The organism is Nitrosovibrio sp. Nv4 (assembly GCF_900215485.1).
In the GTDB taxonomy this organism is placed as follows: domain Bacteria; phylum Pseudomonadota; class Gammaproteobacteria; order Burkholderiales; family Nitrosomonadaceae; genus Nitrosospira.
In genome coordinates this window covers 495217-508101 of the sequence record NZ_OCMZ01000002.1, presented here as the reverse complement: position 1 = coordinate 508101, position 12885 = coordinate 495217, and the positions used below count along the sequence as shown (strand labels likewise).

Here is a 12885-nt window from a genome sequence, read left to right as displayed (position 1 = left end):
TCCGGCCAGAAAAAAGCTTGGCATGATCTGTGTCAGTATGGCCTGGGGTACATGGATACCGCTTTATAGCACCTGCGTGATACGGGATTTATTCAGTCCTGGATAAGCAGCGCTGCCGCTACACGCCGCCCTTCATCTGTCAGGATATTGTAGGTCCGGCAGGCGGCACTGGTATCCATTACTTCAACACCGATACCTGATCTGATGAGTGCCTGGGTCAGCTTGGGATGCGGAAAGCGTAGCCTGGCTCCAGTGCCAAACAATACCATTTCGGGTTGCAGCGGGAGCAGAAAATCGAAATGTTCAGCGGTAAGTTGCTCGAACGTTGTCGTCCCCCAATTTTCAATAATGCGATCAGGCAGTACGATCAGATTTTGCTCATGGCGTATCCGGTTGACCAGAACATATCCGGCTCCGTAGCCGGTGAACATATTTTGTTCGGTTAATGAGGAAAGATGCAGCTTCACGTAAGGCTCCATTTGCGGCGGGTTGGAGGGTCGGGTAACATTACATCTTTTTTGCGTCGCAATAAAGGTTTTGTGCCGAATAAAGCGGAAAATGATGAGATAGAGGCAAACGAATACTTCAGGACCACCGCTTGAAACGGTAGGCTCTGAATCACCTAAGCCCCTGCCATAGGGGTTATTTTTTACCGGCACTTATCGGAACGCTTTTTGCGGATCAGGTTTTTCCATTCATGCAGCCCATTCTAAAATCCAGCAAGCTGGCGAACGTATGTTATGACATTCGCGGACCGGTGCTTGATCGCGCCCGGCAAATGGAAGAGGACGGGCATCACATCATCAAGCTCAATATCGGCAATCCCGCGTCATTTGGTTTTGATGCGCCGGAGGAGATATTGCAGGATGTTATCCATAACCTCTCCGCGGCTTCCGGTTATTGCGATTCAAAGGGACTGTTTGCGGCACGGAAGGCGATCATGCACTACACCCAGGAAAAGCATATTCCGGATGTGCGGCTTGAGGACATCTATATCGGCAACGGGGTTTCCGAACTGATCGTAATGGCCATGCAGGCGCTTCTGAACAGTGGCGATGAGGTGCTGATTCCTTCACCCGACTATCCGTTGTGGACTGCGGCAGTTGTGTTGGCGGGAGGCACGGCGCGGCATTATGTGTGCGACGAGCAGGCAGGATGGCTACCCGACCTGGACGATATTCGCTCCAGGGTTACGCCGAACACTCGGGCCATCGTCGTCATTAATCCCAATAACCCCACCGGCGCGCTCTATCCTGACGATGTGCTGCACGAAATCATCGAGATTGCCCGTCAGCATCAGCTCATCATTTATGCGGACGAAATTTACGATAAGGTTTTGTACGATGATACCACCCACACTTCGATTGCCTCGCTGGCGGACGACGTGCTGTTTGTCACGCTGAACGGCTTATCCAAGAACTATCGCGCCGCCGGGTTTCGCTCCGGTTGGGCGGTGGTTTCGGGGACAAAGCAATCTGCCCGCGATTATATTGCGGGGCTTACCATGCTGGCTTCGATGCGGCTGTGCGCGAACGTTCCCTCTCAATTCGGTATCCAGACCGCGCTTGGCGGCTACCAGAGCATTAACGACCTGGTAATGCCGACAGGGCGCCTGATGCGGCAGCGTGATCTCGCCTGGAAATTGCTGACTGATATTCCAGGCGTAACGTGCTATAAGCCGAAGGCTGCGATGTATTTATTCCCGCGTCTGGATCCGCGAATGTATCCGATCGAGGACGACGAGCAGTTTGTGCTGGATCTGCTGCTGGAAGAGAAGGTGCTGGTGGTGCAGGGCAGCGGGTTCAACTGGCCGCATCCGGACCACTTCCGCGTAGTATTTTTGCCCAATAGCGATGACCTTACAGAAGCGATAGGCCGCATTGCGGATTTTCTCGGGCGATATCGCAAGCGCCACCGTACCTGACCGAATCTGGGTCCCGAACCTGCCCGAACCTACCCGAACTGCCTGAGGCGAACTGAGAATGGATAAGATCGAACAGAACGAGAAGAAAAACGCTGGCCTGCCCGCCGAAACCGATTTATCCGGACCATTTATCATTACACTAGATATGAAACCCATCAATGTAGGCCTGTTAGGCATTGGCACAGTCGGGGGCGGCACTTTTGCGGTCCTCAAACGCAATCAGGAGGAAATCACACGACGTGCAGGACGCGGGATCGTTATCCGAATGATCGCGGATCGCGACGTGGAGAAAGCCCGCAAAATCGCGGGAAACGACGTCATCGTCACCGACGATGCAAACGCGGTTGTAACCAATCCGGATATCGATATCGTAATCGAGCTGATCGGGGGTTATACCGTTGCAAAAGAGCTGACGCTGAAGGCCATCGAGAATGGTAAGCATGTCATTACCGCGAACAAGGCATTGCTGGCCTCGCACGGCACAGAAATTTTCGCCGCAGCGCAGAAAAAAGGCGTAATGGTCGCGTTTGAAGCGGCCGTAGCAGGCGGAATACCCATTATCAAGGCCTTGCGCGAGGGTCTGACCGCCAACCGGATCGAATGGATTGCCGGGATTATCAACGGCACGAGTAATTTCATCCTGTCGGAAATGCGCGACAAGGGACTGACGTTCGATACCGTGCTGAAGCAGGCGCAGAAGCTGGGTTACGCCGAAGCGGACCCCGCATTCGACATCGAGGGGATAGACGCCGCGCACAAGCTCACCATCATGGCGTCTATCGCGTTCGGGATTCCCATGCAGTTCGACAAGGTTTATACCGAGGGCATCACAAAATTAACCCGCGAGGATATCCGTTATGCGGAGGAGTTGGGCTACCGCATCAAACTGCTGGGTATTACCAAGCGAACCCCAAGAGGCATCGAGCTGCGCGTGCATCCCACGCTGATACCTACCCGGCGGTTGATAGCCAATGTGGAAGGTGTCATGAATGCGATCGTGGTGAAAGGCGACGCAGTAGGCGCTACCTTGTATTATGGCGCAGGGGCGGGCGCCGAACCTACGGCGAGTTCGGTAGTGGCGGACCTGGTGGACGTGACGCGCATGCACACCGCCGACCCTAAGCACCGTGTTCCACATCTTGCTTTCCAGCCAGACCTGCTGTCGGATACGCCCATCCTGACCATGGAGGAAGTGGAAACGTCATATTATCTTCGATTGCGGGTAATGGATAAGCCAGGGGCGCTGGCTGATATTGCCGGTGTACTTGCCGACTTGGGAATTTCCATCGAAGCAATGGTACAGAAAGAGCCCAGCGAAGGAGAAGATCAGGTCGATATCATCATGCTCACCCATTCCGCAATGGAAAAAAATATTAATGCCGCTATCGCCAAAATCAAAAAACTGCCTTTGACAACCGGAAGAGTGACGCGCATCCGGTTGGAACACTTGAGTAGTAAATAGTCCCAAATAGGCCCCGATGATCCCGAAGGCGCCTTAAAAATTTACGGATACAGGCAATTTTTTGACGCCTAGGCAAGCCGGTGGCTCCACTGGAGTCTAGTTGGCCGCTCAGGTGTTTTATAAGAGAACGTTCTGAATTCTTTTCTGGTAAATACAATGCGTTATATTTCTACTCGCGGCGGCATGCCGCCAAAAAGGTTTTCCAGGATTCTTCTGGGTGGGCTCGCGCCGGACGGCGGGTTGGCAATGCCCGAAACCTATCCGCAGATTGATTTTGCCGAACTGGAAAAACTGCGTGGCCTGAGCTATCAGGAACTCGCGTTCGAGATCATTTCGCGATTCGCAGACGACATTCCTGTCGCGGACCTGCGCGGCATCATTGTGCGGACCTATACGACGGAATCATTCCAAAGCGAGGAGATAACGCCGCTTAAAACTTTGGAACCTGGACTGCATATTCTGGGATTGTCGAATGGCCCGACGCTGGCGTTCAAGGATATCGCCATGCAATTACTGGGCAATTTGTTCGAGTATGTCCTGGAGAAATCAGGGGAGTATCTGAACATTCTGGGAGCGACTTCTGGCGATACCGGGCCCAGCGCGGAATATGCCATGCGCGGCAAGCGCAGCATTCGCGTGTTCATGCTTTCACCGCAAGGAAAGATGAGCCGATTCCAGACAGCGCAAATGTATTCCCTGCAAGACCCGAACATTTTCAATATTGCCGTCCGCGGCGTGTTCGATGATTGCCAGGACATTGTAAAGGCAGTCAGCAACGATTATGCCTTTAAGCAAAAATACCGCATAGGTACGGTCAATTCAATAAACTGGGCACGGATCGTTGCGCAAATCGTCTATTATTTCAAAGGCTATTTTGCCGCTACCGGTTCTAGTAGCGAGCAGGTGTCCTTCGCCGTGCCATCGGGGAATTTTGGCAATATTTGCGCGGGCCACGTTGCTCGCATGATGGGGTTGCCCATCAGAAAATTGATACTGGCGACCAACGAAAATGATGTTCTGGATGAGTTTTTCAGGACAGGTTGCTATCGGCCTCGCGCTACTGCGGAAACGCTGCATACCAGCAGTCCGTCGATGGACATTTCCAAAGCATCCAACTTCGAGCGTTTCATTTTTGATTTGACGGGACGGGATGCGGCCAAGGTGAAAGAATTGTGGCGGGCGGTGGAAAGAGGTGGGGGCGGGGGAGCGGAAGCGGATCGCGCTCACGACGGTGCTTTCGATCTTGCCGGTACGCCTTTGTGGGAAAGAGTAAAGGAGTTCGGACTTGTGTCGGGAACCAGCAGCCACGCCGAACGCATCGCCACCATACGCCAGATTCATGAACAATACGGCATTCTGGTGGACCCGCATACTGCCGACGGTTTGAAGGTGGGACTTGAATATCGCGAAACAGACGTACCGCTAATTTGTCTGGAAACCGCGTTGCCCGTCAAGTTTTCCGAGAGCATTATCGAGGCCATAGGCCATGCGCCGGCGCGTCCCGCCGGGTATGAGAATATTGAAAACATGCCGCAGCGGTATGTGGTCATGAATGCGGATGCCGATGCGGTCAAGGCATTCATTGCCGAGCAGGCCGAATAGCGGAATCTTTGAACAAACGCTCTGGAGAGTATCATTTGCTGCGCTTCACCTTCTCTTGCCATCGTCCCCATGAAACTGCCATTCCCGCGAAAGCGGGAATCTGACAGCTTCAAAAAACCCTGGATTCCCGCGTTCGCGGGAACGACGATTTGGAGCCTGGCCTGAGATAAAAACACCGCGGTTAAAGTGGTACTGTCGGCTTGGTCACATGCGCTGCTTTTCAGCGGCGGCAAGGAAATCGTCCAGTATGGGCCCTGAATCGAGCAGGTCGGTGGCGCCTCCATGAAACTCGGGATGCCATTGAAACGCGGTCACATAGCATTCCCCTCGCATACGTATTGCCTCGATAATGCCATCAACGTCGGAAACCGCCTCGACGACCGAATCACGCCCCAATCGCTTGATTGCCTGATGATGAATGCTGTTGACCAGGCGTTGATAATTCTCACCGTACAGCTTCGCCAGCCGCGAATTTTCCTCAATTAGAACGGTATGCCGGTGCTGATCGTACAGGATATCGTCTACATGCAGGATTGCGTGCGGGTGTTCGGTAGCAATGTCCTGATAAAGGGTGCCGCCCAACGCCACATTGATAAGTTGTAATCCACGGCAAATGCCCAGTACGGGTTTTCCCTGTACGACACATTCCCAAAAGAGTTCCATTTCGTACAGGTCACGCACCCGGTCCCCGGACCATTCCGGCCGCGTTGGGGTTTCACCGTAAGAAATGGGGCTGACATCCGCGCCACCTTGCAGTACGAGCCCATCGATTTCCCTGACATAGTCGCTTATACGCACATGAGAACGCTCGACCCCACCGGTTTCTATGGCCGGCAGCATGAAAGCCAGAGCCCGGCGGCGCATGATCCAGTGGGCGACCGTCTGCTCAAGGTACTGTAACGTCTTTTTCGGGAAGCCCAATCCCGCTGGAGGAGTATGCAGTATGCGTGGCGACAATCCGATGCGTAGCGGGCGCGTCATTTCGAGTCTGAATAGAGTCCATAACGAATATCAAGAATAATTAGATTATCGCCGCTCGGCTGTGTTCTACGTTACATATAAATAAATATACCTCCTCAAGTCCCTGCTTCAGGGGTTTAGGGCGCAATGGAACGCAAAATCCGGTTAAGGCACCTTGGCACCTTGCAGGAGACGCGTGTGACACGGTAGCGGGATGGACGTTGAATAGTCTGGCGGCATCCGCTGCGGTCTTCTGTCCAGAGTTAACCAGGTGCATAATCTCTTGCTGCTGGTGCGTCTTAAGTTTTGGGCGCCGACCTCCGACACGCCCTTCCTGACGTGAGGCATCAAGGCCATTGCGAGTGCGTTCGCGTAGCATGGCTCGCTCGAATTCGGCAAAGGCCCCGACAATCTGCATCATCATACGGCCACCGGGCGAGGTGGTGTCAATCGCTTCAGTCAAACTCTGGAACCCCGCGCCGCCTGCTGGACTTTTTCCATCAAGCTCAGCGCGCCTTTTAAAGAGCGTGAAAGGCGATCCAGCTCCAGACTACCAATACATCGCTCTTGCGCAGCTGCCCGAGCAGACGATGAAATTCAGGCCGCTCCCAGCGGCCGCCGGTGGCTTTCTCCTGAAAAATAAGTTCACACCCGGCAGACTTGAGCGCGGCAATTTGCGCCGCGTTATCCCGATCATCGCCAAGATCACCGCGATCAGTCGCCTGCCACCGGTGCGCCGCTTGGCTATCCTGGTCGCCTTCGAGTGCATGTATCTTCCTCCATCGACACCTTACCATGCGCTCCAGCCATGCCACAGTAAAGCGCTGCAACGGCAATAATAGTGGACCGCATCACTTGCTTGATCATTTGATTGCTCCTCGATGTATGGTTCAACTGATCTTCGTTATCCTCTGCATGCTGTTTTACTATGGCTTATTGCAAATCGCCCCGTCCTCTGTAATGCGGGAGCGGGGCGATTCAGGCTTCAGGCCACTGCTCGGATTCCTCAGTTAGCCCTTACGGTACGATCCGGTTGTTGAGGATGGTTTTGCTCTGGCCGTTCCACACGACGTCGGTCAGGTTGGAGTAGCGGGTAACGATCTGTGCCACAACACCGCCGGCAAACAACCCCGACCAGCCCAGTACCACAAAGCCCCAGTGCAGCGGAGCGCTGAAGAGTTCTTCCATGAACCAGAAAGCATGGCCCCATTCGTTCAAGCCTACGTTCGGCAGAATCATGAGCGGACCGGCAATGGCCATGACGAGCGGGAACGAGGTGCCCCGGGCGTACAGCGGCAGACGGGTCATGGCATACAGATAGGTGGCCACGCCGCAGACGATGTACATCGGGAAGGAGCCATAGAACACCACCACGTGACTCGGGGTGAAGCTCGTGTCACGGATGATGACCTGGTGCCAGGAGGCATCCTGCTCGGTAAAGAAGCTGCCGCCCCAGTAAACGCCGAACAGATAGACGCCCAGCCACATCATAAAATAGAAGTAGCGCTTGATCTCAAGCTTGGGATCGAGATTGTCCAACTGCTCCTTCGTATCCCGGGTCTTCCAGATCCAGCCCCAGGTGATCAGGGCAAAGATCGGCATCACGATCATGTGTACACGCCACAATCCCATCCATACCTTCTCAAACTCGGGCTCCATCGAGTCCATCCCGTGCGAGTAGGCAAACGTGCGCTGATACCAGATCCAGAATATCGCCACCGCCAGCATGGTGATGAGACCGAATTTGTACCACTTCGAGTCGTACCACAGCGACATGTCGTAGTCCCGACCTTCCGACTTCGCCGGGCTCGACGTTTTAAGTGCTGTTGCCATATTTCAATACTCCTTTAGATTAATTACCCGCAACTGCCTGAGCGGATTTGACTTGGTTCTCCATAAATATCAAAATGGTGAATAAGTCGTTACATCATTCATCCTTGCAAAATACTTTGCCTGTCAGGCAAAGGTTTGAAGCCCATTCCAGAGTAGTGCTATTCCCAGAAGACCCAGCACGCCAAACTTGTACATCTTTGATTCGTGTAATGATGGCATGCTGGAAGCACCAACACCTGCTTGCGGATAGCTCCGCAACCTTCGATGTCTTGTTGCCATTTCAGTACTCCTTTTAGTTAACTGACTACCACTTCTTCCTGTAGGGAGCCTCTTGCTAACGCAATTACCAGGTATTATGCTTGCAATAAGCAAGTGGTCAGAGTATAGACCTGGAGCCGGATAGGCGTGTAGTCTGCTAAATCAGTTATCAGAGTTCTATTTTTGAAACGATGGATGGCCCCCTTATGCAAGACCTGAATGACCTCTATTACTACGTCCAGGCCGTGGATCATGGCGGCTTTGCTCCGGCAGGCCGGGCCCTGGGCATGCCGAAATCGAAGCTTAGCCGCCGCATCGCCAAGCTGGAAGAGCGCTTGGGTGTGCGGCTGATCCAGCGCTCGACACGTCACTTTGCAGTTACCGACGCCGGCGAGACTTATTACACGCATTGCAAGGCGATGCTGGTGGAAGCTGAGGGGGCCCAGGAAGCAATAGACACCTTAAAGGCCGAACCCCGGGGTGTAATCCGGATGACATGCCCCATACCGCTGGTGAATGCTTATGTGGGAGTGATGCTGGCTGATTTCATGGTGCGCTATCCGTGCGTCACAGTGCAGATGGAGGCGACCAACCGACGTGTCGATCTGATCAGCGAGTCACTGGACATCGCCCTTCGTGTGCGGCCACCGCCCCTGCAGGACAGTGATCTGGTCATGCGCATCCTGGCTGATCGAAGCCAATGTTTGGTGGCCAGCCCCGCGCTTGTCCAGCAACTCGGCTTTCCTGCCGCACCAGCCGCTTTGGGCAATTGGCCGAGCCTGGGCCTGGGGACTGCACAACAAATCCATAGCTGGGCGCTGCATGGGCCGAATGGCGCACAAGCCACACTTCATCACACGCCGCGCTTCGTGACGACGGACATGATCGCGCTAAGAGATGCCGCCGAGGCCGGTGTCGGTGTAGTGCAGCTGCCGATGGTCATGGCACGGGACCAGCTGACGGCTGGTTCATTGGTTAGACTGGTGCCAGACTGGGCGCCGTGTCGGGAAATCATTCATGCGGTGTTTCCGTCCCGGCGCGGTCTTCTGCCATTCTGTGCGGGCATTAATTGATTTTCTCGCGCAGCGTTTCGAGATGCTGCATGAGGACTAGGCCAGCTTAAAAGCGCTGTCGGAACTTGCGCAACGAATCCATCTCTGCCACTGCGCCACTCATAGTTTCAAAAACAGGACTCTGATAACTGATTTTGCAGACTACACACCTGTCCGTCTCCAGGTCTATACTTTGACCACTTGCTAATTGCAAGCAATATCGGAGGATAAATGTCAAGACAATTATCTTGTAGCGAGCACGCAACACCCATCGACAAATCTCTTCAGCCGTTATTAATTCATGGCTTGAAAGGCATCGAAAAAGAAAGCCTCCGAATTAACCGGGAGGGATCAATATCATTGTCACCTCATCCGGTTCAGCTTGGAGCCGCGTTGACTCATCCGAATATCACAACTGATTATTCTGAAGCCTTACTTGAGTTGATCACGCCAGCATTATCGGATGGAACGGAAGTGCTGCATTCCTTGACGGACTTGCATAAATATGTCTGCGCAAATATCAATGACGAATTATTGCTGGCGGCAAGTATGCCTGTCGGCGATTTGCGGGACCCGGCAATTCCCATCGCCGAATATGGTTCATCCAATGTCGGGAAGATGAAGCACATCTACCGGCAGGGTTTAAGCTATCGCTACGGCCGCTGCATGCAAGTCATCGCCGGAATCCATTTCAACTACTCGCTTCCTGAACAATTCTGGCCCGAATACCAACAGTTCGTGAAACATACGGGTGATCTGCAATCCTTCACCACCAGCGCTTATATGGGAATGATCAGAAATCTGCAGCGTTATGGCTGGCTTATCCTGTATTTATTCGGCTCGTCCCCGGCAGTGGGCAAAAGCTTCGTCGATAGCCGCAATTCTGTTTATTCCGATACCTTGCAGAAATTCGATGAGACTTCCTACTACAAGCCCTTTGCCACCTCTTTGAGGATGAGCGAGATAGGCTATTTGAATCCCGTTCAATCGATGTTTCATATTTCCTTTAACAGCATCGAAGAATATATACGGCATTTGGGCAGAGCAACAACGATACCTTATCTCGGATATGAAAGGATCGGGGCAAAGGTAGGCATCCAGTACCGGCAGTTGAATACCCATTTCCTGCAGATAGAGAACGAATATTACACTTCGGTGCGGCCAAAACAGCCCACGAGGCCCGCTGAGAGGCCGCTGCAGGCACTGGGAAGCCGGGGGATTCAATATATTGAAATACGATCCGTGGATGTCGATGTGTTTGAACCTGCGGGCATTGCGATCGAAACTACGCGCTTTCTTGAAGCGCTGAGTCTTTTCTGTCTATTCCAACCCAATGTGGGGCATGACTCGAAGCAGCTTGACGAGATCAGCAATAACGTATTGTCGGTGGCCAATCGCGGCAGGGATCCGAAGCTTAAGCTGCTGGACAATGGGTGTGAAGTTCCGTTGCGGCAATGGGCGCTGACGCTGTGTGAGCAGATGCGGGAGATCTGTGAGATCCTGGACAACGGCAATGCCGATATCCCCTACACCCGCGCATTGCACCAGCAGATCGAAACAATTCACCATCCTGAGTTGACGGCTTCAGCAAGAGTGCTGACGGCCATGCGCGCGCAAAAGATGTCAATTACCGAACTGGTATTGCAGAAGTCCCGTGAATACACTCGTTATTTCCAGAAGGCCACACTGGATGCGGCGGTAAAGAGGAATTTTGATCTCCAGGTCAAGACATCGCTGGCGCAACAGAAACAGCTCGATGCCACGGATGAGATCCCTTTCGATAAATACCTGAGCAACTATTTCTCGCAAGACGCCTCAGCCAGCATCATTCAATCCCCAAACCTGCCTGTCTCCATGGTCGAAACTGCTGCTCGATGAATTCCGTACGCTCATGCAAACATTAAAGCGTGCTATTCCTACGCTTGAAACAGAGCTTTCTTCATGACTCCGGCAATCGAAGTCAGGCAGGTGCACAAGCGTTTCGGTGCATTGCATGCCTTGTGCGGCATTGATCTCGAAATCGATACAGGCGAATTCTTCGCATTGCTTGGCCCCAATGGAGCGGGAAAGACGACGCTGATCAATATTATCGCGGGCCTTACCCTTGCCAGCAGCGGGAGTGTCAGGGTAAAGGGGCATGATGTCGTTGCCGAGTACCGTAAAGCACGCCGCATGTTAGGCGTGGTGCCCCAGGAGTTGGTATTTGATCCGTTCTTTACCGTTCGGGAAACGCTTGTGTTCCAATCCGGCTATTACGGCATAAAGAAGAATAACAGCTGGATAGACGAGATAATCCACCATCTCGACCTTGCCGATAAGGCCGATACCAACATGCGTTCGTTGTCCGGCGGCATGAAGCGGCGCGTACTGGTAGCGCAGGCATTGGTCCACAAACCCCCGGTAATCGTTTTGGATGAACCCACCGCAGGCGTAGATGTGGAATTGCGCCAGGCCCTGTGGCGCTTCATCAAGCAGTTAAACCGCAGCGGTCATACCATTGTGCTCACTACGCATTATCTGGAAGAAGCAGAGGCTTTATGCAACCGCGTGGCAATGCTCAAAAATGGCAGTATCGTTGTGCTTGATAGCGTCAGAAATCTCATCAGCAACATTTCCGGACACCGGATACGATTGCGGTTATCTCCCGATACGCTGCCGGCGGCGTTACAGCTACTGATAATCGGCCACGACCAAGGCTACTACGTTCTGGCAATCGAGGAATACTCCCAGCTTGAAAATGTGATGACAGCATTACGCGCAACCCAGACCCAAGTCCTGGAACTGCAGATATTGCAACCTGATCTGGAAGAAGTGTTCGTAAAGATCATGCACGGTGCAGAGAGTCTGGAACCTGCATCGGTATGAATGGATTTCTTACGCTGCTCTACAAGGAACTGCTACGATTCTGGAAAGTCGGGTTCCAGACCGTATTTGCACCCATGCTGTCTACCTTGCTCTATCTATTGATTTTTTCTCACGCACTGGAAGAACGCGTGCAGGCATACCCCGGTGTAACCTACACAGTTTTTCTGATTCCGGGGCTGGTGATAATGGCCATGTTGCAGAACGCTTTCGCTAACTCCTCATCAAGCCTGATTCAATCGACGGTCTCGGGCAATCACATCTTCATGCTGTTATCGCCGCTTTCTTACCAGGAAATATTCATTGCTTATGTACTGGCATCGGTAGTTCGCGGTCTCGTGGTAGGACTGGGTATCTACGTGGTGACGCTGGGGTTTTTTGAACTTCCCCTGTACTCGTTCGCATGGGTATTCGCATTTGCCTTAATGGGCACCGCGTTGCTGGGCGCCTTAGGCATCATTGCGGGAATCTGGGCGGAAAAATTTGAGCAGCTTGCTGCGTTGCAAAACTTTATCGTCCTGCCACTGACGTTTTTATCGGGGGTTTTCTATACGATCCCCTCGTTGCCTCCACTTTGGCAAGGATTATCGTATCTGAATCCGTTTTTCTACATGGTAGACGGGTTTCGCTACGGCTTCTTTCGCGCCTCGGATGTTTCACCCTACCTCAGCCTTGGGACTCTGATGACATGTTTCCTGGCAGTATCGTGGTGGACATTGCAAATGCTGAAAACAGGGTACAAAATCCGAAAATGATCCGATCCACGACTTCCCCTTCAGCCCCGCAACATTTTGTCGAGTAGTTCCGCTGTCGCGTCTCCTGCGGGGTAACAGGGCCTTAACCGGGTTTTACGTTCCATTACTCCCTAAACCCCCTTCAGGCCAATGGAGCTATTTGAAGTTTTTGCTCCGTCCCGGTTTCCACGGGTAACA

Annotated in this window: 13 protein-coding genes; 7 read left to right on the top strand and 6 right to left on the bottom strand. The window is 53.0% G+C overall.

What is annotated here, in order from left to right; translation table 11 throughout:
• Positions 1-92 precede the first annotated feature (92 nt).
• Entirely contained in the window at positions 93-467 is a 375-nt protein-coding gene (locus tag CRO05_RS10535) for an Mth938-like domain-containing protein (RefSeq protein ID WP_200814372.1), read from the bottom strand.
• 230 nt (positions 468-697) lie between these two features.
• Here CRO05_RS10535 and CRO05_RS10530 point away from each other — a divergent pair, with 230 nt between their 5' ends.
• The 3 genes from CRO05_RS10530 (at position 698) to thrC (ending at position 4988) form a co-directional block, all read left to right on the top strand.
• The gene (locus CRO05_RS10530; RefSeq protein ID WP_097067150.1) at positions 698-1924 is read left to right on the top strand and encodes a pyridoxal phosphate-dependent aminotransferase; all 1227 of its coding nucleotides are present in this window, start codon (positions 698-700) and stop codon (positions 1922-1924) included.
• A 145-nt stretch (positions 1925-2069) separates the two neighbouring features.
• Entirely contained in the window at positions 2070-3386 is a 1317-nt protein-coding gene (locus CRO05_RS10525; protein ID WP_097067928.1) for a homoserine dehydrogenase, read from the top strand.
• 156 nt (positions 3387-3542) lie between these two features.
• Positions 3543-4988 (top strand): threonine synthase, encoded by a 1446-nt coding sequence (thrC, locus tag CRO05_RS10520; protein WP_181319873.1) that lies wholly within the window; start codon positions 3543-3545, stop codon positions 4986-4988.
• A gap of 204 nt (positions 4989-5192) precedes the next feature.
• Here the strand turns inward: thrC and CRO05_RS10515 are convergent, their stop codons facing one another.
• The 5 genes from CRO05_RS10515 to CRO05_RS15540 all read right to left on the bottom strand — a co-directional run bounded on the left by CRO05_RS10515 (position 5193) and on the right by CRO05_RS15540 (position 8060).
• Positions 5193-5969: a gamma-glutamyl-gamma-aminobutyrate hydrolase family protein gene (locus CRO05_RS10515; protein WP_097067148.1), complete on the bottom strand. Its 777-nt coding sequence runs from the start codon at positions 5967-5969 to the stop codon at positions 5193-5195.
• Between the two features lie 40 nt (positions 5970-6009).
• The gene (locus CRO05_RS16145; RefSeq protein WP_369831632.1) at positions 6010-6369 is read right to left on the bottom strand and encodes a recombinase family protein; all 360 of its coding nucleotides are present in this window, start codon (positions 6367-6369) and stop codon (positions 6010-6012) included.
• A 97-nt stretch (positions 6370-6466) separates the two neighbouring features.
• Positions 6467-6745, bottom strand: a complete 279-nt coding sequence (locus CRO05_RS16140; protein ID WP_369831619.1) for a recombinase family protein — start codon at positions 6743-6745, stop codon at positions 6467-6469.
• Between the two features lie 220 nt (positions 6746-6965).
• Positions 6966-7781 carry a methane monooxygenase/ammonia monooxygenase subunit C gene (locus CRO05_RS10505; protein ID WP_097066321.1) on the bottom strand — a complete coding sequence of 272 codons (816 nt, stop codon included), beginning with the start codon at positions 7779-7781 and terminating at the stop codon, positions 6966-6968.
• Positions 7782-7904: 123 nt separating this feature from the next.
• The gene (locus CRO05_RS15540; RefSeq protein ID WP_159462702.1) at positions 7905-8060 is read right to left on the bottom strand and encodes a hypothetical protein; all 156 of its coding nucleotides are present in this window, start codon (positions 8058-8060) and stop codon (positions 7905-7907) included.
• Between the two features lie 185 nt (positions 8061-8245).
• Between CRO05_RS15540 and CRO05_RS10500 the strand changes: the two genes are divergently transcribed.
• From CRO05_RS10500 to CRO05_RS10485, 4 genes are all read left to right on the top strand, one after another.
• Complete coding sequence (locus CRO05_RS10500) at positions 8246-9112, top strand: LysR family transcriptional regulator (protein WP_235001391.1); 867 nt, start codon at positions 8246-8248, stop codon at positions 9110-9112.
• 210 nt (positions 9113-9322) lie between these two features.
• Positions 9323-10969, top strand: a complete 1647-nt coding sequence (gene gshA, locus CRO05_RS10495) for a glutamate--cysteine ligase (protein ID WP_097067147.1) — start codon at positions 9323-9325, stop codon at positions 10967-10969.
• Between the two features lie 63 nt (positions 10970-11032).
• Positions 11033-11956 (top strand): ABC transporter ATP-binding protein, encoded by a 924-nt coding sequence (locus CRO05_RS10490; RefSeq protein ID WP_097067146.1) that lies wholly within the window; start codon positions 11033-11035, stop codon positions 11954-11956.
• Complete coding sequence (locus CRO05_RS10485) at positions 11953-12708, top strand: ABC transporter permease (protein WP_097067145.1); 756 nt, start codon at positions 11953-11955, stop codon at positions 12706-12708. Before CRO05_RS10490 ends, CRO05_RS10485 begins: the two co-directional genes overlap by 4 nt.
• Positions 12709-12885 lie beyond the last annotated feature (177 nt).